The sequence below is a fragment of the Serratia sp. Res13-Sevr-LER1-36-b genome (assembly GCF_015673035.1).
GTDB classification, from domain to species: Bacteria; Pseudomonadota; Gammaproteobacteria; order Enterobacterales; family Enterobacteriaceae; genus Chania; species Chania fonticola_C.
The window spans coordinates 728,190-749,460 of the sequence record NZ_JADACK010000005.1; the positions used below are offsets into that span (position 1 = coordinate 728,190).

Here is a 21,271-nt window from a genome sequence, read left to right on the forward strand (position 1 = left end):
AGGCGCAGCTTGATGCTGCGCCTTATTATTAGCTAGCCACCCGCCGTTAAGCCAGGTTTTCTGCCACGAACGCCCAGTTCACCAACGCCCAGAAGTTTTCCAGGTACTTTGGTCGCGCATTGCGGTAGTCGATATAGTAAGCATGTTCCCACACGTCAACGGTCAATAGCGGAACGTCTGCGCCGGTCAGCGGGGTTGCCGCATTCGAGGTGCTGACGATCGCCAGACTACCGTCCGCTTTTTTCACCAGCCAGGTCCAGCCCGCGCCGAAGTTTTTCACGGCGGCATCGGTGAACTGCTCTTTAAAGGCGGCGAAGGAGCCGAATGACTTATTGATGGCCTCTGCCACTGCGCCCGTTGGCTCGCCACCACCTTGCGGTGATAAGCAGTGCCAATAGAAGGTGTGGTTCCAGACCTGAGCGGCGTTGTTGAACACGCCGCCGGTGGAGGTCTTGACGATCTCGACCAGGGATTTGCCTTCGAACTCGCTGCCTTTCACCAGATTGTTCAGGTTAACCACATAGGTGTTATGGTGCTTGCCATAGTGGTATTCCAGCGTTTCTGCGGAAATGTGCGGTTCGAGAGCGTTTTTCTCATACGGTAATGCAGGTAATTCAAACGACATTGCTTTCTCCTTTTATAGACAATACGCCTCTCCGACGCTTTGGGCCGTGGGGCCGAGGGCGAAAAAACGCAATTGCACCACTTTTGTTATGGTTATTAATCTTAACAACTTTCCGAGCGAAAAGAACATCCAAAGTGTGCCAAGTGGCTGATTGATTAAAGTCGCAGCGGTTTTTGATTTTTGGGGGAGTAAGGCACGGCTGAGCAGCTGGCTCAGCCGTGCTAGGTCAACGAATGGTGGTCGGGGTCACTACGCGGCGGGCGCCAATGTAATGGTTCTGCCAATAGTCGTTATCCAACTGACTGATGCGAATTTCTTCACCGGTGCGCGGTGACTGGATGAACTTACCGTTACCAAGATAGACGCCAACGTGATCGGCGGTGCCACGGTTGTTGATGCGGAAGAACACCAGATCGCCTTTCTCCAGCTCATTACGTTTGATCGGCGCTGCATCACGCAGGTGGTACATTTCGTTGGCGGTACGCGGCATTTTGATTTTCACGACGTCTTTGTACGCGTAATAAATCAGCCCACTGCAGTCGAATCCTGTACCAGGTGAAGATCCACCCCAGCGGTAGGGTTTACCCATTTGCCCCATCAGCTTGGCCATGGCGGTTTGCTTGGCGTGCTGATAACGTTTTTTATGGGCGGCGGAAAGTTTCAACGGTTTTTCGCGGCCTGCCAGTTTTGCCGTAGCTTTGCCTTCTTCACGATGGCGACCATAGCCTTTTTTATAGCCTTTTTTAGGCGGAGTCACTTTGAGCTTGGCCGTTTTGGTTACCTGGCTTTTGGTTTTAACGCTGGTGGTTTTTTTGGCGGTCTTTAAGGTTGCTGGTTTGGTTTTTAGCGTTTTCGGAGGGGTGGCTGCCTTCACTTTTTTATTGGCTTTCTCCGCTTTCTTTTTCTTGCGGTCGTCTGGCCGTGCTTCATTAACGTGACTCTTGCGCTGCTCGGCAGAAACACGTGCCTGTGGCGCAGCGTGCGCCAAATTGAAGAAGAGCTGCGTAAATAGCAGCACAAAAAGTGTAATAATTAACCGCATATCGACGTTACCAACCTTGGCTCCGAAACAGAAATCGAATGAGTCACAGTATTCCCGAAATTCACCCTATAAAACAGCGTGGATCTCATAAATACTAATCCATATTGTGAGAAAACGTTAATGGCATTTTTATTGTTGCAAAATCAAACGCCTGGTGCCTAAAAAAACGACAAAGATCATGTGGTTGGCTTATTGCTCTCCGGGATTGAGCAGCGCAAATATAATAGTGAAACGTCCCGATTAAAAATGTTATTCTGGGGCCATGTTTTAACCGGTTCGTTGTGACGGCCGCTTTTGCTGAGGCAATCAGAGAATGTCCCTGCAAAAGATGGCGTTTTTTGGCACCGGTCCTGCCGCTACAATAGCCAGTGTGATGCATGTTGTAGCCATGATGTGGCTTGAGGAAGCAATAATGACGACGATTGAAAAAATTCAGCAGCAAATTTCTGCCAACCCGATCCTGCTGTATATGAAAGGCTCACCGAAATTGCCAAGCTGCGGTTTCTCCGCTCAGGCCGTGCAGGCGCTTTCAGCCTGTGGCGAACGTTTTGCCTATGTTGATATTCTGCAAAACCCGGACATCCGCGCCGAGCTGCCAAAGTACGCCAACTGGCCAACTTTCCCGCAGCTGTGGGTCGATGGCGAACTGGTTGGCGGCTGCGATATCATCATCGAGATGTACCAGCGTGGTGAACTGCAGCCGTTGATCAAAGAAACGGCAGAGAAGTATAAAGATCAGGAAGACCAGCAGCCTTAATGGCACAGGGTTTTCCAAATAAAATCGGGCGGCACCTTTAACAGTGCCGCCCGATTTTTTTATGTCTGTCAGTTTGCCTGCAAGCTATTGCGATTCAACGTTGGCAATCGGCCAGCCACCGAGACGTTTCCAGCGGTTGACCAGTTCACAGAACAGCTGGGCGGTTTGCTGGGTATCATAAAGTGCTGAGTGCGCCTGGCTGCTGTCAAACGGCATGCCAGCGGCAATACAGGCTTTGGCCAGCACCGTCTGCCCCAATACCAGCCCACTAAGCGCAGCGGTATCAAAGGTGGCGAACGGGTGGAACGGGTTGCGCTTCAGGCTGGCGCGCTCGGCGGCGGCCATCAGGAAACTGTGATCAAAGTTGGCATTATGCGCCACGATGATTGCCCGGTTACAGCCCTGATCCTTAATGCCTTTACGCACGGCTTTGAAAATCGCATGCAGCGCATCATATTCACTCACTGCGCCACGCAGTGGGTTATGTGGATCGATACCGTTAAAGGCCAGCGCTTCCGGTTGCAGGTTCGCCCCTTCAAACGGCTCTACATGAAAATGCAGCGTTTCATCCTGCTGCAACCAACCATTTTCATCCATTTTCAGCGTGACGGCGGCAATCTCTAGCAGCGCATCGGTCTGAGCATGAAACCCGGCGGTTTCCACATCAATAACAACGGGATAAAACCCACGGAAACGGCCACTCAGGGCGTTAAGATCACTTTTTTCGGCCATCAGTTTCTTATCTTTAGCGAATTCAGCGCGCATTATGACAAATTTCTTGTCTTGGTGCAGCGGAGATAGAAAGCAGGGCGCAGGGTGCGCCCTGGAGAAACCTCAGTTACCGAGGCCGTGACCTGCGTGCTTGTTCTCGATCAGTTCGATCTTGTAGCCGTCCGGATCTTCGACGAAGGCAATCACGGTGGTACCGCCCTTGACTGGGCCGGCTTCGCGGGTGACTTTGCCACCGGCCTGACGGATGTTGTCGCAGGTAGCGGCTACATCATCGACGCCCAGCGCCAGATGACCAAAGGCGGAGCCCATGTCGTAGCTGTCGACGCCCCAGTTATAGGTCAGTTCGATGACCGAGCCTTCGCTTTCATCGCTATAACCCACGAAGGCCAGCGAGTATTTGTACTCGGTGTTTTCGCTGGTACGCAGTAAGCGCATGCCTAATACCTTGGTATAGAAGTCGATGGAGCGTTGCAGATCGCCGACACGGAGCATGGTATGGAGTAAGCGCATAATTTCCTCTGATTGGATATGCCGCGGCTGACGGCAGATGACTTGAACAGCGTCAGACAGTATAGCCTTGTCGCATAAGGCAATTCAACGCATGTGGTAGGTGATGGTATAGGTGACGTTGTCACAAATAAAAATGACGGCGGATAATAGTGCGGCAGGCGGGAGCCAGACAGAACGCCGACACGCCGTGGGCCCCATCCATGGAGGCTCGTATCGCGCGTCCATGCGCTCAACGGTCGGCTAACCTGTATGGCTCCCACCCACCTCAGCCTGAGGTGTCGCGGTATTTAGCGCACCTAATTTACTGAGTGCAAAGTCAATTTAATTCACTTACAGAGTTGGGTAATCGGTATACCCCTCGGCACCGCCGCCGTAGAAGAAATCGGCACGCTGCTCGTTGAGTGGGGCCTGTTGTTTAAAGCGCTCCACTAGATCTGGGTTGGCAATATAGCTGCGGCCAAAGGCGACTGCATCAATAAAGCCTTGGGCGATCAACTCTTCTGCCTTCTCCGCCGTGTAGGCACCCGCGCCAATAATCACGCCTTGGAAATGTGCTCTCACTGCATCGCGGAACGCGGTTGAGTAAGGCTTGCCACCGGCCCAATCCGGCTCTGAAATATGCAGGTAGGCGATACCGCGCTTGTTCAGCTCTTCGATCAAATACAGCGCCGCTTCTTCCTGATCTTCGCCGTTGTCCAGGCCATTGAACGGGCCTAACGGCGAGATACGGATACCAACGCGATCGGCACCGATTTCGGCAATGCTGGCATCGACCACTTCCAGCGTCAGACGGGTACGGTTTTCAATGCTGCCACCGTATTGGTCGGTACGTTGGTTGGATGCCGGAGACATGAACTGGTGCAGCAGGTAACCGTGCGCGGCGTGCAATTCAATGTAGTCAAAACCGGCTTCACGCGAGTTGGCAGCAGCCTGGCGGAAATCGTTGACGATCCCCGGGATTTCGTCGGTTTCCAACGCACGTGGGGTAGAGGTTGGTACACGAACCCAGGCACCGGTTTCATCACGCACCGTGGTGCGGGTTTCGGCATTGATCGCTGAAGGCGCGACGGGAGCCTGCTGGCCCGGCTGCAAGCTGGAGTGGGAGATACGGCCTACGTGCCACAACTGCACAGCGATATGACCCTGTTTGTCATGTACCGCCTGGGTGATTTTTTTCCACGCGGCGATTTGTTCTGGGGTATGCAGACCGGGAGCTCCGGCATAACCTTTCGCCTGGAAAGAAATCTGGGTGGCTTCGGTGATCAGCAGGCCAGCGCTGGCACGCTGCGCATAGTATTCCGCCATCAACGGCGTTGGGATGTCACCTGGCTCGATGCTGCGCAGACGAGTCAGCGGAGCCATGAACACACGGTTGGGGAGGGTGGTGTGGCCAACTTTGAGCGGAGAGAACAATTTTTCAATCTTCATAGTGCATCCTATAGTATTAGACCAGTCGACTAGTGATGATAAACAGTATCGCTAACATGTCTTTCGGGTAAAAAAAGGGGGTTTATGGCTGCGCTGGGCGCAACAGCAATTCGATACTTTCCAGCGCACAGGTGAGTGGAGCGACCGAGTGGCGGATTTTAGCCCGCAACGATGCGCCCAACCACAACGAGTACAGCGTTTCCGCCGCGGCCGCCGGGCTCATGGTGATAGCCAGTGAACCTTCACGGATGCCGCGTTCGATCGCGTCTTGCAGGTGACCGATCACGCGGCTGGTGCCCGCTTCCAACGCATGACGCATAGGTTCAGAAAGATCGCTGACCTCTGCGGAGAGTTTCACTGCCAGGCAAGCGTTATGGCACTCACTACGGCAGTGGAAGCTGATGGCCTGGGCGTAATAACTTAATAACTGATTACGCGCATCGCTACGAGAGTCGGCAAACAGCGCCTGCATTTGAGCGTCATAATGGGCAAAATAGCGTTGCAACATCGCTTCGCCAAAAGCTTCCTTCGAGCGAAAATAGTGATAGAACGACCCTTTGGGCACGCCAGCGGTAGCGAGCAACTCACTGAGGCCCATGCCGGTAAAACCAAGACGCAGGCTGAGCGTTTCGCCGGTTGCGAGCAGATGTTCTCGGGTATCCCCGTTGCAATTCGTCTGTTTTGTCATAATGAAAATGAGAATAATAGACCGATTGGTCTAGGTCAAGTCGCAGATAAATAAAACCGGGAAAAAATTCCGGCTCAGAAGGTAAACATTTCAGCCAAACTTACACTCTGTAGCGGTGCTGCATGCTCCATCACACCGTAGGGGCGCCGCATGCCGCGCCCGAAAAGCGGCTCGTCTAGCCGCATGCGGTGTTCGTTTAGAACTATTGTGCCAGAGGGAGCGGCTAAGGTTAAGCCTTGCGACAGCGCTGCAGAATATCCAGGTCGGGCTGATATTGCCGTGTCTGCACGTTTAACATGCCCAACAGAGTGTGGAACAGATTATCCTGTGAAACCTTATCGTTCTCCGCCAACGATTGCAGGCATTGGCGGTTAATGCCGAAATTGCGTTCATAATCGGCCGACATCCACATCAGAAAAGGCACGTGGGTCTGCTGAGAGGGCGCGAACATATAAGGCGTACCGTGCAGGTACATACCATTTTCCCCGAGCGATTCACCGTGATCGGAAAGATAGACCATCGCCGTATTGAATTTGCCGCTGTATTGCTGCAACAGCTTGATGGTGCTGTCCAGCATGGCGTCGGTGTACAGTAGCGAATTGTCGTAGGTATTCACCAGTTGCTCGTGGGAACAGTCCTGGATCTGGTTGCTGTCACAGGTCGGTGAGAACTGACGTAGTTCTGACGTACTGCGGCGATAGTAGGCCGGGCCGTGGCTCCCCATCTGATGCAGTACGATCACACTGTCCCCTTGCAGGCCGTTGATATAATCGTCCAGTTTGTGCAGCAGCACGTTATCCATGCAGACATCGCCATCGCAATACTGTGAAAGCTTCAGCTTGGTCATGTCGATATGTGGGATACGATCGCAGGCCCCCTTACAACCGCCGTCATTTTCGCGCCACAGCAGGTTGACTCCGGCATGTGCCATCACGTCCAGCATGCCTTCCTGGTGTGCGGCCAAGGTGGCGTCGTAATCGCCGCGTGGCATGTTGGAGAACATGCAGGGCACGGAGATAGCCGTTTCGGTACCGCAGGAACTGGCATTTTTGAAATAAACTACATCGGCCTGCTTTAAGCGGGGATTGGTCTCGCGCGAGTAACCACCTAGCGAAAAATTCTCTGCCCGCGCAGTTTCGCCGACCACCAGTATCACCAGGGTCTTCTTGGCCTGGCTGCTAATCACCGGGCCTAAATGGGCATCTTCACCAATCTTGACCAGCGGCAGATTTTGGTGGAAATAGCGGTGTTGAGCGTACTTGATGGTGCCGGCCACAAAATTGCTTGGGGTGAGCATTTTCACCACGCTTTTATTGTTGCGGATCAGCGAGGCGTAATCTTTGTAGAATAACGCCGCAACCAACAGGATCACCACCACGGAAAGCATCACATTGGCCGCGCGCAGGCCAATCATATACCACCAAGGGCGGGTTTTATTGATGCGTACAAAGCACACGAAAACGGCAGGCAAGATGCCCAGCAATAGCAGCCATAGCCCCATACGGGGGGTGAGCAACGCCGTCGCTTCCTGCGGGTTGGTCTCGAAGGCGTTCTGCATCATATTGCCATCAATCACCACGCCGTAGCTGAACATAAAATAGTTGGCCGCCGCGCTACCGAGCAGCAACAGAATAACCAGGGGTTTACGCAGGAACGGAATGGTTAATACGCTGAAGATAATATTCAGGGCACAGAAAATAACCACCGGCATAGTCGCCGCAAAAATGATGCTATGTACGCTATCAAAGGTGATATATGACCAGGCCTGGTGAATAAATAGCAGGTTCTGGAAAACCGTGAAGAATAGGGCGCAAGCCAGGATAAAACCCAAGCTGTTGCATTGTAATGATTGACGTAAGCGCATTGCGAAATCTGGATCCTGCCATGGTGTAATGCGCCGAAATTTACCAGATGAAACTTAAGATAACCTTAGACGTAACAAGCGGCAGGACAGCGGCTGCAACGATTACAGCCGCTGGCGGACGATTAATAGGCAGCGGTAAACTGTGCCTTGATGAACTGCGGTTTTTCAACTTCGTCGATAATGGCAACCGCGAGGTCTTCTACCGAAATATTGGCCGGCGCGTCACCCTTCATCAGCAATTGCGTCGTGCCCAAACGGAACTGGCCGGTACGCTTGCCGGGTTCCAGCAACGCGGCAGGAGAAAGGTAGGTCCAATCCAACTGGGTTTCTTTTTTCAACGCATTACGTAAATCCCGTACCGCCTGGGCCCCTGGACGAATATTTTCCGGGAACTGCGGGGTATCAACCAGCTCAACTCCTGGAGCCACTTCCAGGCTACCGGCACCGCCAACGTACAGCAGACGTTTAACCGCGGATTGTTTTACCGCCGCCAGGATTTGTTGGGCACCTTTAGCGGTTTTCTCATACAGGTCCGTTTCCGCCCAACCTGGGTTATAGGCGCTGATCACGACATCATGGCCAGCTAACTGTTTTGCCAACCACGGGCCGTCGGCCACGTCACCCAGGGCGACAGCGAGATTGGCATTATCCGGCAGATCTTTTTTCTGACGGGCGATGGCGGTCACTTGCAGGCCGCGGGCCAAAGCCTCATCGACTACGCGGCGGCCAACAAAACCGGTTGCTCCAATAATGGCGACTTTCATGAGGTCTCTCCTGTGAAATGTTTTTTAGCGGGTTGCCGTACCACTCAGTGGCGGCGCAGTAGAAATACTATAAGCCTTAACAATGCGGCTGATTAGTGCCATATTTATGCTTTCTTGATTAAGTAAAACTTCATAATCATGGATAAACTGAATCGAATGGCGGTATTCGCCACCGTGGTGGCCGAGGGCTCCTTTGTTGCGGCGGCCCGTCGACTAGAGATGACGCCCTCTGCGGTCAGCCAGCATATGAGGTCGTTAGAAAAGTCGTTGGGCGTGGCGTTATTGCACCGCTCGACTCGCCGCCTGGCACTGACCGATGCGGGGGAAGCCTTTTATCCCGGTTGCGAAGCCATGTTGCAGGAAGCACAGCGCGCGGAGCAGCGGCTGGCGGAGCTGCGGGATACGCTGGTGGGCGAACTACGCATTGCCACCACCGTCGGGATCGGTAGCGGCCCCTTGGCGGAGGCCTTGGCTCCCTTGCTGCTGGCACACCCAAAGCTGACGCTGCGTATTCTGGCAGATGACCAGGTGGTGGATATGATCGAGCAGCGGGTAGATATCTCGCTGCGCGTAAATCTGCAACTGGCAGATACCAACCTGATTGCTCACCCGCTGACCGCCTGGCCCATGGTGCTCTGCGCCGCGCCGCGCTATCTTAGCCAGCATGGCGTACCAGAAACGCCCCAGGAGCTGGTGCAACACCGCTGGATCACCGGCAGTGGTCACGGGCTGCATCTCGATTTGCATCACCATGCGGGCGAAACATTCAAACTACGCCTGGCGGCGAGGCAGGTTGTCAGCGGTAGTATGAACGTGATCCGGGCCTTTACCCGCAATGGCTTGGGGATTTCCGGCCAACCGCTGTATGAAATTGGTGATGAACTGCGCCGGGGGGAATTAATTGCCCTGTTACCGCAGTGGCGGCCAGCGCCATATCGGCTGCATGCGTTGACTCTTGAGCGGGTTCTGCCAGAGAAAACGCGCCAGGCGCTGCACTATTTGCGAGAATATTTTCGCCGTCATGGGGAAAAGCCACTTGCCAATGGCACCGATGACGTCTTCAATTAGCATGACAACGCAGGAGGACGTGTGGCGCAGCAACTCGAGTTCTTTGACATCCCAAGCCCGTGCCGTGGTATTTGCCAGGCCGATGAGCGCGGCTATTGTCGTGGTTGCCTACGCAGCCGCGAGGAGCGCTTTGGCTGGATGCAAATGAACGATGTCCAGAAAAAGGACGTTCTGCGCCTGTGTCGCCAGCGTTACCTGCGCTCACTGCGTACCGGCAAACAGCCAGAAGAGATCCCGCCAGAGCAGCCCTCACTGTTTTAACTTTATTGCTCATTTTTTCGATCCGCCGCACGTTAAGGCCACTTTTGCGTTTCCTACGGCTTGGGCGCTTGTGTATGCTGGCGTTAACTATTGTCATGAGGTTTAACAATGCTGAATCGTATTAAGCTGGCACCACTTGGGCCTGAGTTCTCACGCATGATTTGCGGCTACTGGCGCTTGATGGAGTGGGGCATGTCACCGCAGCAGTTGCTGACGTTTATCAAGCAACACGTTGAGCTGGGGGTGACCACGGCGGACCATGCGGATATTTATGGTGGTTATGCCTGTGAACAGGCCTTTGGTGAGGCGATCAAGTTGCAGCCCTCGGTGCGCCAGGGGATGGAACTGGTGTCGAAGTGCGGCATCGCTACCACCGCCAAGCCGGGTAACCCGATCGGGCATTACATCACCGATCGCGAGCACATTGTGCATAGCGCAGAGCAGTCATTATCGTACCTGCATACGGACTACCTGGATTTATTGTTGATCCATCGTCCAGATCCGTTGATGGAAGCCGATGAGGTAGCTGAAGCCTTTGTAGCGCTGCATAAAAGCGGCAAGGTGCGCCATTTCGGCGTTTCGAACTTTACGCCAACACAGTTTTCCTTATTGCAGTCGCGTCTGCCGTTCTCGCTGGTGACCAACCAGGTCGAGATTTCCCCGATCTATCAGCCTGCGATCCTCGACGGCACTTTGGATCAATGCCAGCAGCTGCGTATCAAACCGATGGCCTGGTCTTGTCTGGGCGGCGGGCGGTTGTTCAGCGATGCTGAGTTCCAGCCGTTACGCGATGAACTGCAAACGGTGGCGCAAGAGATTGGTGCCGAAACCATTGAACAGGTGGTGTATGCCTGGGTGATGCGTCTGCCTTCAGCACCGTTGCCAATTATCGGCTCCGGCAAGATCGAGCGCGTACGTTCGGCCCTGAAGGCGCAAGAGCTGACCTTGAGCCGCCAGCAGTGGTTCCGCATTCGTAAAGCAGCACTGGGTTACGACGTACCTTAAGGATTTTGTGAACAAACAGATGCCCATCGATGGGGTGGGCATCTTGATCGAGGTAAAGACCTTTCGAATATTTTTATACAATTAAAATATCCTCCTGGTTATAAAATTGCTTAATTGTTTACTCAACAATGACACAACATGGACAGCAAGCCCCTCCGTTAATAAAATTATAAAATTATCCTGTCGTGTCCAGAATGCGATCAAATCCCATTCTTTCCTTAGGAGGAAATATGAAAAATGTAGCTCTTGCTTTAACTTTATTAATGAGTTGCCTCATGCATTCGACAATAGCGAATGCTAAAATAAAATATTATGGTTATGATTGGTTGGACTATTATCAATATAGTAACCCTGCCTTTAATGCTGCAGATGCTCTTAATGCAATTAACAACTCCGGGTTCAGTGAAACCAATCTTAATGTTGTCCACTCAATTAAAAGTCTAAGTTTGCCAGTTTGTAATGATGGGAAATGCGCTCTAAATATTCAAGCTGGATCTGGCTCATCGGTTGGCTCTCCATTTGTAGATATTTGCCCTGGCGCGGCAAGTAATAATGCCTGCCAGGCAGTTGGTTCATGGGTGAATATTTGGAAAATAACCCAGGATATTGCTAATGCATCAAATAGACCCTCAGCTATTTATTTTATTGACGAGCCGTTTGATGTGCCTGCATTGCAGACTAACAAGGTTTATGAGGCCTATCAATATGCTAGCTATGTTTGTACTTTGAGGCAAGCTATGAAAAATCATGGGATTTCCATCCCAATTTATACTGTGCTCTCTTATCGCCACACACAGATTCAAGCCTACCTAAATGAGATTCAGAATGGTGCGCCAACAACGGCGTGTCCAGCAGTGGATAAAAGTACGCCTGATTGGATTGGTGTCGATAATTACAATTGGTCTGTACCTGATATGTGGGAGACTTATAATCGAGTTGCACCATTGGCCAACAAAGAGAGCCCTAAGTGGGTATTGGTACCACCGTCAACCGCATCACTGGGTTTAAATGATGAAAAACTTTCTGCTCAAATTAAATTATACCGTAATTTTATTAGGCAGTATCCTAATGCTCCGATTATTTACATCATGAATTGGAGATTTGATAGGGATGTTACAGAGAAAAGAAAGGTTTATTTGAAATCAACGTCGCTGTTGTCTTATATGGCTAACTCTACGGTTCTGGATTTGGACTGAATGTGGTATCTCTATTGGTGAACCATGTTTCCATATGTTAAGTATATCTCAGTGCAATAGGGGAATTAAAGTGACCGAGAAGGATCTCGGCCACTCTCTATACATTCCTTAATGAGTGCCTTCATTTGCAAAGGTATGCTTTCTGATAAATTTTCTACCTCGGTTGTGTAATGTGATTTTTTATAATCGCAACAGGAGTTAAAAAATCGTGATAATAACTCGAATGTAAGTGAATTGATTAATTCCACATACGTTCTATACTGCGAACTCAGTTACACTTATCGCATGGAGATTGAGTGATGAAACGTTATTGGTGTGCGGCATTGGGGTTGATGGCCTGTGGCGTTGCGCAGGCGGCAACGGTTGATGTCGAAATGAATCTGGTGACCGGCCAGGGAATTGGTCAGGACATTGGTAAAATCACAATTAGCGAAACGCCTTACGGACTGTTGTTCACCCCGCAACTGAAAGCCTTGCCTGCGGGTGTGCACGGTTTTCACGTTCATGAGAAAGGCAGCTGTGAGCCGGGTATGAAAGAAGGCAAGGCGGTAGCCGCACTGGCTGCGGGTGGCCACTTTGATCCTGAGAAAACCGGCAAGCATCTCGGGCCTTCTGATGCCAACGGGCATTTAGGCGATTTGCCAGCAATCTATGTCACGGCGGACGGTATGGCTGACACCCAGGTCCTGGCTCCGCGCTTGAAGAAAATCAGCGAAATCGAAGGCAAGGCGCTGATGGTACACGCCGGGGGGGATAACCACTCCGATCAACCCAAACCTCTGGGTGGTGGTGGCGATCGCTTCGCCTGTGGCGTAATCAAATAAATCAGCCGCCCGCGTCAGCCTGGCGTGGGCGCTGTTACCGCTTCCGGTGGAATGATCGCCTGCTGTAACTGCTGCAGTGAGCAGTACAGCCGCCAAATCAAGCCTGCCAAATCACGTGCTGCCTGTTCTGGATGCTGGGCAAGCGCGTTACTCATACGCTGCAACTCCTGCAAGGTGGCGTCTAACGACGCATGTTGCACCCCTTTCTCAGTCATGACTCCCTTCAAACAATGAATACAGACGTCGCGCACGGCGGCCAGCGGATCTGAACGGGTTTGCCAATCACGCAGTTGCCAGACCACGTGGCTGCAGTTCAGCAGCACGACTCCCCAACGCAATAGCCAGGTGCGAGCCTCTTGATCCAGGCTTTGATTCAGTTGACTGATGCGGTGATAGATACGCGACTCAAACTGGCTTTCGCTTTGCTGCGGCTTCTTACTCAACTGATCGATAAAGTCACGGCGTAATGCGCGGATAATCCGTCGGCTTTTGCGTTTGTCCGAACTCGGCCTCAGGATTTGGAACGCCAACCCGGCCAACAGCACGCCGGCAATCTTGGCGAGACTGTCATTGATATAGCCCTGATAATCGTAGCTCGGTGGGTTGGTCACGGCGAGAAACGATCCCATAAACACGATCAACTGACCCCATAGTGGGGCATAGGGGGGATTTTGCAGTTTCATCATCTGCATCGTGACCAGGGTCGGGAACAGGAAGGCGCAGAATACCCAAAAATCGTCGATCTGGATCATCAGGCCAAACTTCATCACAAAGCAGAAGCCAAACAGCAGGGAAACGGCCTTCAGTAAGGTGGTGATGGATTTGATCGGCGAAGGCGTAGAGGAATAGAGCACGCAACTGATGGCAATCAACGTCAGCGCAGAGCTACCAGAGTCCCACTGGGTAGTGATCCAATAAGCGCAACCAATCAGGATGCACAAGAAGGTGCGAAGCCCGTTGTAGGCGGCCTCAACGCTGTCGGTATGACGCGCTAGCGAGGTAACGCGTGGCGGTTCGATATCGCTGACCTGGGTAGCGCTTTCCAGCCGTTGTAGCCAGCGGGTACAGCGTAGATAGATCCAGCAAAAGTGGCGCAGGCGCAGGAAGAAGGCCCGATGGCGATAATCGGCCGGTTCCTGAGGGGCGATGGCGACCAGAATATGCGCTAGCCGGTATTTATCTGTGGTGGGGTCACGTAATTCATTCAACAACTGCTCCAACACCGCCGCCAGATTCTCCGGCCGGTCAGGCCAGTTTAACAACATGCGGCGCAGGCTGGAGATGACGCTGGTGATGCGCAATTGCTGGTGCAGCATGTAGTTGAGGATATTGTTTTGCCGGCGCAGCCGGTAATGGCTCCAGAAGGCCTGAATACGCAGCAGGTTCATGGTGAGGATTTGGCCGATAACGCCCTCGTGGGAGGTACGCATCCGCAGGCTGATTTCCGGTTGCCACAACATGGCGGCGTGTTCCAGCAGGCGTAAGTGCATGCGACGTAGCGATACCAGCAGAGTTTCGCCATCCGAGGTGCTTGGCAGGATCATCATCATCAAGCCGCCGCACAGGATACCGGTGATCACCTCACAGACGCGTGCCTGGGTGATATCAAAAATTTGCTGGGTGTCGGTAATATTCACCGTGCCAAACACGATGATCGCGGCGGTATAACCCGCCAGGGCAAAGGCGTAGGAGACATTGTTCTGGTAGTGGTTGGAAATGTAGGTGCACAGCCCCAACCAGCTGGCAATCGACAGGGTGAACAACCAGGGATCGTTCAGGCAACCGGCAATCAGCAGTGAAGCCATGGCGCCAAGCAGGCTGCCAAAAATGCGGCCAATGCTCTTGCTGATCACGCCGCCAACCGTCGGGAAGCTGACGACGGCGGCGGAGGTCAGTGCCCAATAGGGCTCGTCCAACTGTAAAACGAAGGCGACCCATAGCGCCAGGCACATTGCCAGGGTGTTGCGTAACGCATAGCGCCACTGCCCTGCGGTGGCTTTACCCCAGGGCGAGCGCTTCCATTCAAGAAAGGGCAGGTTCACACATTAGTCCTGCTGATGAATTGAAATGGTGCAGGTGGTACCGGCTACCAGAGTCAGGTCGGCCGGAATATCGATCAGCTTGATGCGCACCGGCACCCGTTGTGCCAGGCGTACCCAAGGCACGTTGGGTTTCACATCCATCAGCAAATCACTGCTGCTGTCGGCGCTTTGGTCGTAAATGGCCCGGCCAATGCTTTCGACCACCCCATGCAGCCGAATATTACCGTTATACAACACGATATCCGCCTTGCGGCCCTCTCTGATATGCCTAAGCTTGGTCTCTTCGAAATAACCGAGCACATAGAACGAATGGGTGTCTACCAGCGCCACCAACGGCGTTCCTGCGGTGGCGTAGTTGCCAACGCGGGCCTGTAAGTTGGTGATGTAACCGTCGGTTGGGGCATAGATCCGCGTTTTACTGAGGTTCCATTTGGCCTGTTCGAGATTGGCCTGCGCCGCCTTATACGAGGCTTTCATGGAGGCGGCGGCCAGGTTGGACTCATCCAGATCTTCAGAGGAGATGACGTTACGGGGCAGGCTGCGGCGGCGGGCTGCTTCATGATCGGCCTTGGCCATATCTGCCTGCGCTTTGGCCAGCGCCGCCTCGGCATTGTCCAACGCAATTTGGTAAGGCACGGGATCAATGTTGAAAATCAGGCTTCCCGCAGTAACGAACTGGTTATCATGAACGAGTATCTTCTCTAATCTGCCAGAGACTTCCGGGGTAATATTGACGAGCTCAGCCCGCACCTTACCGTCACGTGTCCAAGGGGATTGCATGTAGTAATTCCATAACCACCAGCCGGCACAAAGCGCGATGGCGCAAACTATAACCGTCGAAAAATACTTTAATGTCTTATGCTTCATGAGCTACCAACTCGCTAGGAGCCACAGGGAACCGCTGACGGTAATGACGAAGATGGACAGATCCATCAGCATAGGGTGCCAAATATCACCGGAGTACATCCAGTCGCGTAGCAAATGATGCACCAGCAGCCAGAAGACTAAACCAAGTAAGAAAGCTTTAAATAGAGGGGGGAAATAAAGCGATGCACCCAGCACCAGATCGGGCAATGGTGACGCAGTATGGAGCCAAGTCGTATTCACGTTAGCAATCCCGATGAGTGAATATGAAGGATGTTTGCATAGAGGATAACCAATTACCGATAAAAATGTGTCTATTTTTGCGATTTGGATTATATACATTTGTGTTTTTAATGTTAATTAACCAAAATGGGCTACACTTTGGGGAGTAATGTTAGCATGCTAACTATAAGGAGGGGGAAGTGGAATCAACGTTAGGTTCAGATTTAGCACGATTAGTTCGTGTTTGGCGTGCGCTGATCGATCATCGGCTAAAGCCGTTGGAGCTTACACAAACGCATTGGGTGACATTGCACAATATCAATCGATTACCGCCTGAACAGTCGCAAATCCAATTGGCAAAAGCGATCGGTATTGAGCAGCCTTCATTGGTCCGTACCTTGGATCAGCTGGAAGAAAAAGGGTTGATCACCCGCCACACCTGCGCTAACGATCGACGTGCCAAGCGCATCAAATTGACCGAGGCGGCAGAGCCGATTATTCGTGAAGTGGATAGTGTGATCACGTCGACCAGAGGCGAAATTCTCAGCGGTATCTCGGCAGAAGAAGTAAGACTTTTAGTTGGTTTGATTAGCAAGCTGGAACAGAACATCATCGAACTGCAAGAAAAACAATAAATCCAGCGCCTTTTTTATTATGCTTAGTCACAGCAACAAACAGAAACCGGAGGCCCAGGGGCCTCCGGTTTTGCATTCAGGCAAGGACGTTACAGTGGAGAAACGGTAACGGTACTGCCATTTTGCGCCATACGAACGCGCTGGCCTGGGCTGAATTTAGTCGACCCGGCTTTCTGTACCACCACGATATTTTCTTTATTATCGGTTTTGATTTCCAGCTCCCAGGCGTTGCTACGGCTAGCCGCGCTACCGACGCTGTCACCTACCACACCACCGGCTACGGCGCCTGCTGCGGTTGCCAGGCTACGGCCAGTGCCGCCACCAATGGTATTCCCCAGGAATCCACCCAGGACTGCGCCGCCGATAGTGCCAAGCATGCTTGAGCCTTCACCGCCCTGAATTTGCACCGGGCGTACGGACACCAAGGTCCCAAAGGTCACGGTTTGTACCTGTTTGGCCTGAGAGGCGGAATAGACATCACCGGACGCGGTTTGGTTTGCACAGCCCGCCAGTGTGACTGAGGCGAGAGCGACAACAAGAAGACGCTTGATCATATAAAGCTCCTGCAGTTGGTAATCCAGATCTGGGAGATAGGCCCAAACCAAGTTCTATAAATATTACAGCAATTATGGTTGAATCGGTTTGATATCACCCATGTGTTGCCTTCTGTATACAGCTTAGCTTTTCTCTGTTCAACCAATAATAAACGGTGGTTTAACTTTGTGACAGAACTGAAAACAAATAACCGGCGCTTTATCCTTCCCTGAATTGTTTGTTATGTAACCAATTGTCGGCATAAAATAAACAACTTCGCTCACATGCTGTAAAAAAGACATCATAATTCATGGCGTTAATCGCATAATTCTGGTCTATTTAAAGGGTGAAAACGGTTGCAACCTGGAAAAGGTAAAGGATAGTGCTGATGAAGTCAGGCCGCTATATTGGTGTTATGTCTGGCACCAGTCTGGATGGGATCGACGTGGTGCTTGCCGCGATCGATGAACGTATGGTGGCGCAACAGGCAAGCTATAGCCACCCCATGCCGATCCAACTGAAAAAAGATATTCTGGGGATGTGCCAAGGGCAGCAGACTACGCTTTCTGCCGTAGGACGGTTGGATGCGCAGTTGGGCACGCTGTTCGGTGAAGCGGTGCAGGGGCTGTTAAAACAGACCGGTATTCCGGCCCATGAAATCACCGCCATTGGCTGTCATGGCCAAACGGTGTGGCATGAACCGGAGGGCGAGACACGCTTTTCGATGCAGCTTGGGGACAATAACCGGGTGGCGGCATTGACCAATATCACTACCGTGGGGGATTTTCGCCGCCGTGACATGGCCTATGGTGGCCAAGGGGCGCCCTTGGTTCCCGCGTTTCATCAGGCTTTATTGGCTCACCCGACCGAGCGCCGTATGGTGCTGAATATTGGCGGCATCGCTAACCTGTCACTGCTTTTGCCCGGCGCACCGGTGCGCGGTTTTGATACCGGGCCGGGGAATATGCTGCTGGACGCGTGGATATGGCGCCATCGTTCGAAACCTTTTGATAAAGATGGCCTTTGGGCGATGGAAGGGCGCGTTTGCTTACCGCTATTGCAGCAGATGTTGGCCGACCCTTATTTCGCCTTACCGGCACCGAAAAGTACCGGCCGAGAATATTTCAATATCAGCTGGCTGGAAAAACAGCTGGCGACGTTGCCAGGGTTAACTCCGGTGGATGTGATGAGCACGCTGGTGGAACTGACCGCCACCACCATTAGCGAGCAGGTGATGCTGGCTGGGGGCTGTGAGCGGCTGCTGGTCTGCGGTGGTGGTGCCCGTAATCCACTGTTGATGGCGAGAATGTCCGCTTTACTGCCAGGTACCGAGGTGGCAACCACCGATCACTTTGGCGTCAGTGGAGATGACATGGAGGCGTTGGCTTTTGCCTGGCTAGCATTCAGGACCCTTTCCGGTCTGCCGGGAAATCTGCCTTCAGTTACCGGTGCCAGTTGTGAAACGCTGCTAGGTGGGATTTATCCGGTTTTGCCGTTGGGCCACCGCTAGCTCTGTTAGGATAAAGAAAGGGTTAATATCTTAAGGAGCACCTGATGAAAAAAATAGTGATGGTTGCCGGAGTTCTCGTGTTGGCGGGTTGCAGCTACGTGGTCCCACAAAAAAGCGAAACGTTGCACTATCAATGCGGAACGACGCCGCTTACCGTGGAACTCAATGGTGAGGAGAGCACGGTCAGCTTCCTGATGGACGGCGAACAACTGAAGCTGAAACAGGTGCTGGCGGCGTCCGGCGCCAAATACAGCGACGGTAAATACACCTTCTGGTCGAAAGGGCCAAACGCCTTTGTCGAGCGCAATGATAAAGTGATCATGAGTGACTGCGTGCTGGCTCAAGACGCTAACCACGCTTAATACCGCGCCACTGAAGCCTGAGGCAGGTGGGAGTTGTGCAGGTTAACCAACCGATGAGCGCAGAAGATGCGCGATACGAGCCTCCATGGATGGATTTACGGCGTGTCGGCGTTCTGCATGACTCTCACTTGTTGCACTATCGGGGCGCAGCTATTTGCTAGCAGAATGATTGAGATCCTGCTGCTACAGGCGCAGAATATGACAACGAATTTACCGCTTGGTTGCTAATCCAGATGACTGATAATAATGAGTTTGATGTGGCGGATCTGCGCCGTGAATATACCCGTGGCGGGCTACGCCGTAACGATCTGACCGCCAACCCCCTGGATTTGTTCGAACGCTGGCTCAAACAGGCTTGTGAGGCGCGTCTGGCCGATCCTACCGCCATGTGCGTCGCTACCGTGGACGAGCAGGGGCAGCCTTTCCAACGCATCGTGTTGCTAAAGCACTTCGATGACCAGGGCCTGGTGTTTTATACCAACCTTGGCAGCCGCAAAGCGCAACAACTGGCACAAAACCCGCATATCAGCCTGCTGTTCCCGTGGCATATGCTGGATCGTCAGGTGATCTTCCTCGGCAAGGCCGAGCGGTTGTCAACGCTGGAAGTGATGAAGTATTTCAACAGTCGGCCCAAAGACAGCCAGATCGGCGCTTGGGTGTCGCAACAGTCAACGCGCATTTCTGCCCGTGGCATCCTCGAAAGCAAGTTCCTCGAACTGAAGCAAAAATTCCAGCAAGGCGAGGTGCCCTTGCCCAGTTTCTGGGGCGGTTTCCGCGTCAGATTCGACTCCGTTGAGTTCTGGCAAGGGGGGGCGCACCGCTTGCACGACCGTTTCCTGTATCAACGCGAGGGAAATGACTGGAAAATTGACCGACTGGCACCCTGATACACGGAAAATCCCCCTTAAGCGCTGGCACTGATGCCGCTGGCGCTTTATTCTATGCGCTACCCCGAATTTTGTGATTTTCGCCAATGGGCGAAGGCCGTGTACCGGCAAAGGTGCATTCGTTTATACATGGAGAAATTGATGGCTAGCATCAACCTGATTCAACAACTGCAAGAGCGGGGCCTGGTGGCTCAAGTGACGGACGAGGAAGCGTTAGCAGAGCGACTGGCGCAAGGGCCAATTGCACTGTATTGCGGCTTCGATCCGACCGCTGACAGCTTGCATTTGGGCCATCTGGTGCCTCTGCTGTGCCTGAAGCGTTTCCAACTGGCCGGCCATACGCCGGTAGCGTTGGTGGGTGGCGCGACCGGTATGATCGGCGACCCAAGCTTTAAAGCCGCCGAACGCAAACTCAACACCACGGAAACGGTCAACGAATGGGTCGAGAAAATCCGCAAGCAGGTTTCTCCGTTCCTCGATTTCGACTGTGGCAGCAACAGCGCCATTGCGGCCAACAACTACGATTGGTTTGGCGGCATGAACGTGCTGACCTTCCTGCGTGACATCGGTAAACACTTTTCGGTTAACCAGATGATCAACAAGGAAGCGGTCAAGCAGCGCCTGAACCGTGATGATTCCGGGATCTCCTTCACCGAGTTTTCCTACAACCTGCTGCAAGGGTTCGACTTCTCCGAGCTGTATAACCGCCATCAGGTGGAGCTGCAGATCGGCGGCTCTGACCAGTGGGGCAACATCACCTCGGGTATCGACCTGACTCGCCGCATGCACCAGAAACAGGTGTTTGGCCTGACGGTGCCGTTGATCACCAAGTCTGACGGTACCAAGTTTGGTAAAACCGAAGGCGGCGCGGTATGGCTGGCTCCGGAAAAAACCAGCCCGTACAAATTCTACCAGTTCTGGATCAACACCGCGGATGCGGACGTTTATCGCTTCCTGAAGTTCTTCACCTTCCTGAGCATTGAAGAGATTAATGCGCTGGAAGAAGAAGACAAGAACAGCGGCAAAGCGCCGCGTGCCCAGTATGTGCTGGCAGAAGAAGTGACCGGTATGGTGCATGGCGCTGAGGGTTTGGCCGCTGCGAAACGTATCACCCAGAGCCTGTTCTCCGGCGCGCTGCACGAAATGACCGAGGCGGACTTTGCGCAGCTGGCTCAGGATGGCATGCCAACCATCAAGCTGGAGAACGATGCAGATCTGCAACAGGCGTTGGTGAATGCAGAGCTGGTTCCTTCTCGTGGGCAGGCTCGCACCATGATCGGTTCCAACGCGGTGACCATCAACGGTGAGAAGCAGTCCAACCCGGAATATCTGTTTACCGACAGCGATCGCCTGTTTGGCCGTTACACGCTGCTGCGTCGCGGCAAAAAGCATTACTGCCTGGTTGACTGGAAATAATCTGTTTTGATACTGACAAGGGGCCCAATGTGGCC

The 21,271-nt window shown here is 52.8% G+C and carries 23 protein-coding genes; 11 read left to right on the top strand and 12 right to left on the bottom strand.

Going from position 1 to position 21,271, the window contains the following annotated elements; genetic code table 11:
- Positions 1 to 46: 46 nt before the first annotated feature.
- On the bottom strand, positions 47 to 625 hold the full coding sequence (gene sodB / locus IMQ33_RS04430; RefSeq protein WP_021178097.1) for a superoxide dismutase [Fe]: 579 nt from the start codon (positions 623 to 625) through the stop codon (positions 47 to 49).
- A gap of 226 nt (positions 626 to 851) precedes the next feature.
- Positions 852 to 1,667: a C40 family peptidase gene (locus tag IMQ33_RS04435; RefSeq protein WP_196062524.1), complete on the bottom strand. Its 816-nt coding sequence runs from the start codon at positions 1,665 to 1,667 to the stop codon at positions 852 to 854.
- A 409-nt stretch (positions 1,668 to 2,076) separates the two neighbouring features.
- Here IMQ33_RS04435 and IMQ33_RS04440 point away from each other — a divergent pair, with 409 nt between their 5' ends.
- On the top strand, positions 2,077 to 2,424 hold the full coding sequence (locus tag IMQ33_RS04440) for a Grx4 family monothiol glutaredoxin (RefSeq protein ID WP_172413932.1): 348 nt from the start codon (positions 2,077 to 2,079) through the stop codon (positions 2,422 to 2,424).
- Positions 2,425 to 2,508: 84 nt separating this feature from the next.
- Here IMQ33_RS04440 and rnt read toward each other — a convergent pair whose 3' ends face one another.
- From rnt to IMQ33_RS04470, 6 genes are all read right to left on the bottom strand, one after another.
- Positions 2,509 to 3,189, bottom strand: a complete 681-nt coding sequence (gene rnt, locus IMQ33_RS04445) for a ribonuclease T (protein WP_021178094.1) — start codon at positions 3,187 to 3,189, stop codon at positions 2,509 to 2,511.
- A gap of 69 nt (positions 3,190 to 3,258) precedes the next feature.
- Positions 3,259 to 3,666 (bottom strand): lactoylglutathione lyase, encoded by a 408-nt coding sequence (gloA, locus tag IMQ33_RS04450; RefSeq protein WP_021178093.1) that lies wholly within the window; start codon positions 3,664 to 3,666, stop codon positions 3,259 to 3,261.
- 330 nt (positions 3,667 to 3,996) lie between these two features.
- Positions 3,997 to 5,094, bottom strand: a complete 1,098-nt coding sequence (locus IMQ33_RS04455) for an alkene reductase (RefSeq protein WP_065686112.1) — start codon at positions 5,092 to 5,094, stop codon at positions 3,997 to 3,999.
- Between the two features lie 82 nt (positions 5,095 to 5,176).
- On the bottom strand, positions 5,177 to 5,782 hold the full coding sequence (locus tag IMQ33_RS04460; protein WP_065686113.1) for a TetR/AcrR family transcriptional regulator: 606 nt from the start codon (positions 5,780 to 5,782) through the stop codon (positions 5,177 to 5,179).
- A gap of 229 nt (positions 5,783 to 6,011) precedes the next feature.
- Positions 6,012 to 7,646, bottom strand: a complete 1,635-nt coding sequence (gene eptA, locus IMQ33_RS04465; protein ID WP_196062525.1) for a phosphoethanolamine transferase EptA — start codon at positions 7,644 to 7,646, stop codon at positions 6,012 to 6,014.
- A 122-nt stretch (positions 7,647 to 7,768) separates the two neighbouring features.
- On the bottom strand, positions 7,769 to 8,410 hold the full coding sequence (locus IMQ33_RS04470; protein ID WP_161712562.1) for an NAD(P)-dependent oxidoreductase: 642 nt from the start codon (positions 8,408 to 8,410) through the stop codon (positions 7,769 to 7,771).
- Positions 8,411 to 8,548: 138 nt separating this feature from the next.
- Between IMQ33_RS04470 and IMQ33_RS04475 the strand changes: the two genes are divergently transcribed.
- From IMQ33_RS04475 to sodC, 5 genes are all read left to right on the top strand, one after another.
- Positions 8,549 to 9,478, top strand: a complete 930-nt coding sequence (locus tag IMQ33_RS04475) for a LysR substrate-binding domain-containing protein (RefSeq protein WP_196062526.1) — start codon at positions 8,549 to 8,551, stop codon at positions 9,476 to 9,478.
- A 21-nt stretch (positions 9,479 to 9,499) separates the two neighbouring features.
- Positions 9,500 to 9,739, top strand: coding sequence for a DUF1289 domain-containing protein (locus IMQ33_RS04480; protein WP_021804547.1), 240 nt, complete (start codon positions 9,500 to 9,502; stop codon positions 9,737 to 9,739).
- A 108-nt stretch (positions 9,740 to 9,847) separates the two neighbouring features.
- A complete protein-coding gene (locus tag IMQ33_RS04485; RefSeq protein WP_196062527.1) occupies positions 9,848 to 10,744 on the top strand; it encodes an aldo/keto reductase family oxidoreductase in 897 nt (298 codons plus the stop codon).
- Positions 10,745 to 10,974: 230 nt separating this feature from the next.
- Complete coding sequence (locus IMQ33_RS04490; protein ID WP_230326786.1) at positions 10,975 to 11,940, top strand: hypothetical protein; 966 nt, start codon at positions 10,975 to 10,977, stop codon at positions 11,938 to 11,940.
- A 299-nt stretch (positions 11,941 to 12,239) separates the two neighbouring features.
- A complete protein-coding gene (gene sodC / locus IMQ33_RS04495; RefSeq protein ID WP_196062528.1) occupies positions 12,240 to 12,764 on the top strand; it encodes a superoxide dismutase family protein in 525 nt (174 codons plus the stop codon).
- A 14-nt stretch (positions 12,765 to 12,778) separates the two neighbouring features.
- Here the strand turns inward: sodC and IMQ33_RS04500 are convergent, their stop codons facing one another.
- From IMQ33_RS04500 to IMQ33_RS26075, 3 genes are read right to left on the bottom strand one after another with little or no spacing between them, the layout of a single operon-like run.
- Positions 12,779 to 14,806: an FUSC family protein gene (locus IMQ33_RS04500; protein ID WP_196062529.1), complete on the bottom strand. Its 2,028-nt coding sequence runs from the start codon at positions 14,804 to 14,806 to the stop codon at positions 12,779 to 12,781.
- 3 nt (positions 14,807 to 14,809) lie between these two features.
- Complete coding sequence (locus IMQ33_RS04505; protein WP_161739703.1) at positions 14,810 to 15,673, bottom strand: HlyD family secretion protein; 864 nt, start codon at positions 15,671 to 15,673, stop codon at positions 14,810 to 14,812.
- Positions 15,674 to 15,676: 3 nt separating this feature from the next.
- The gene (locus IMQ33_RS26075) at positions 15,677 to 15,913 is read right to left on the bottom strand and encodes a DUF1656 domain-containing protein (protein ID WP_024486868.1); all 237 of its coding nucleotides are present in this window, start codon (positions 15,911 to 15,913) and stop codon (positions 15,677 to 15,679) included.
- A 179-nt stretch (positions 15,914 to 16,092) separates the two neighbouring features.
- On the opposite strand from IMQ33_RS26075, the gene slyA reads away from it, so the two are divergent.
- Positions 16,093 to 16,527: a transcriptional regulator SlyA gene (gene slyA / locus IMQ33_RS04515; RefSeq protein WP_021178082.1), complete on the top strand. Its 435-nt coding sequence runs from the start codon at positions 16,093 to 16,095 to the stop codon at positions 16,525 to 16,527.
- 89 nt (positions 16,528 to 16,616) lie between these two features.
- Here slyA and IMQ33_RS04520 read toward each other — a convergent pair whose 3' ends face one another.
- Positions 16,617 to 17,081: a glycine zipper 2TM domain-containing protein gene (locus IMQ33_RS04520; protein WP_021178081.1), complete on the bottom strand. Its 465-nt coding sequence runs from the start codon at positions 17,079 to 17,081 to the stop codon at positions 16,617 to 16,619.
- A gap of 368 nt (positions 17,082 to 17,449) precedes the next feature.
- On the opposite strand from IMQ33_RS04520, the gene anmK reads away from it, so the two are divergent.
- From anmK to tyrS, 4 genes are all read left to right on the top strand, one after another.
- A complete protein-coding gene (gene anmK / locus IMQ33_RS04525; protein WP_098931226.1) occupies positions 17,450 to 18,571 on the top strand; it encodes an anhydro-N-acetylmuramic acid kinase in 1,122 nt (373 codons plus the stop codon).
- A 44-nt stretch (positions 18,572 to 18,615) separates the two neighbouring features.
- Positions 18,616 to 18,933, top strand: coding sequence for an MliC family protein (locus tag IMQ33_RS04530; RefSeq protein ID WP_065686122.1), 318 nt, complete (start codon positions 18,616 to 18,618; stop codon positions 18,931 to 18,933).
- A gap of 233 nt (positions 18,934 to 19,166) precedes the next feature.
- The gene (gene pdxH, locus IMQ33_RS04535) at positions 19,167 to 19,820 is read left to right on the top strand and encodes a pyridoxamine 5'-phosphate oxidase (protein ID WP_021804541.1); all 654 of its coding nucleotides are present in this window, start codon (positions 19,167 to 19,169) and stop codon (positions 19,818 to 19,820) included.
- A 141-nt stretch (positions 19,821 to 19,961) separates the two neighbouring features.
- Positions 19,962 to 21,236 (top strand): tyrosine--tRNA ligase, encoded by a 1,275-nt coding sequence (gene tyrS, locus IMQ33_RS04540; protein ID WP_024529915.1) that lies wholly within the window; start codon positions 19,962 to 19,964, stop codon positions 21,234 to 21,236.
- The last annotated feature ends 35 nt before the right edge of the window (positions 21,237 to 21,271 follow it).

Excerpts from the sequence above, each read along its gene's own strand:
- gloA (WP_021178093.1), bottom strand. The coding sequence starts at position 3,666 with ATGCGCTTACTCCATACCATGCTCCGTGTCGGCGATCTGCAACGCTCC.
- IMQ33_RS04520 (WP_021178081.1), bottom strand. The coding sequence starts at position 17,081 with ATGATCAAGCGTCTTCTTGTTGTCGCTCTCGCCTCAGTCACACTGGCG.
- IMQ33_RS04460 (WP_065686113.1), bottom strand. The coding sequence starts at position 5,782 with ATGACAAAACAGACGAATTGCAACGGGGATACCCGAGAACATCTGCTC.
- eptA (WP_196062525.1), bottom strand. The coding sequence starts at position 7,646 with ATGCGCTTACGTCAATCATTACAATGCAACAGCTTGGGTTTTATCCTG.
- IMQ33_RS04530 (WP_065686122.1), top strand. The coding sequence starts at position 18,616 with ATGAAAAAAATAGTGATGGTTGCCGGAGTTCTCGTGTTGGCGGGTTGC.
- tyrS (WP_024529915.1), top strand. The coding sequence starts at position 19,962 with ATGGCTAGCATCAACCTGATTCAACAACTGCAAGAGCGGGGCCTGGTG.
- IMQ33_RS04485 (WP_196062527.1), top strand. The coding sequence starts at position 9,848 with ATGCTGAATCGTATTAAGCTGGCACCACTTGGGCCTGAGTTCTCACGC.
- IMQ33_RS04490 (WP_230326786.1), top strand. The coding sequence starts at position 10,975 with ATGAAAAATGTAGCTCTTGCTTTAACTTTATTAATGAGTTGCCTCATG.
- IMQ33_RS04505 (WP_161739703.1), bottom strand. The coding sequence starts at position 15,673 with ATGAAGCATAAGACATTAAAGTATTTTTCGACGGTTATAGTTTGCGCC.
- rnt (WP_021178094.1), bottom strand. The coding sequence starts at position 3,189 with ATGCGCGCTGAATTCGCTAAAGATAAGAAACTGATGGCCGAAAAAAGT.
- IMQ33_RS04435 (WP_196062524.1), bottom strand. The coding sequence starts at position 1,667 with ATGCGGTTAATTATTACACTTTTTGTGCTGCTATTTACGCAGCTCTTC.
- anmK (WP_098931226.1), top strand. The coding sequence starts at position 17,450 with ATGAAGTCAGGCCGCTATATTGGTGTTATGTCTGGCACCAGTCTGGAT.
- pdxH (WP_021804541.1), top strand. The coding sequence starts at position 19,167 with ATGACTGATAATAATGAGTTTGATGTGGCGGATCTGCGCCGTGAATAT.
- sodC (WP_196062528.1), top strand. The coding sequence starts at position 12,240 with ATGAAACGTTATTGGTGTGCGGCATTGGGGTTGATGGCCTGTGGCGTT.
- IMQ33_RS04475 (WP_196062526.1), top strand. The coding sequence starts at position 8,549 with ATGGATAAACTGAATCGAATGGCGGTATTCGCCACCGTGGTGGCCGAG.
- IMQ33_RS04470 (WP_161712562.1), bottom strand. The coding sequence starts at position 8,410 with ATGAAAGTCGCCATTATTGGAGCAACCGGTTTTGTTGGCCGCCGCGTA.
- sodB (WP_021178097.1), bottom strand. The coding sequence starts at position 625 with ATGTCGTTTGAATTACCTGCATTACCGTATGAGAAAAACGCTCTCGAA.
- IMQ33_RS04455 (WP_065686112.1), bottom strand. The coding sequence starts at position 5,094 with ATGAAGATTGAAAAATTGTTCTCTCCGCTCAAAGTTGGCCACACCACC.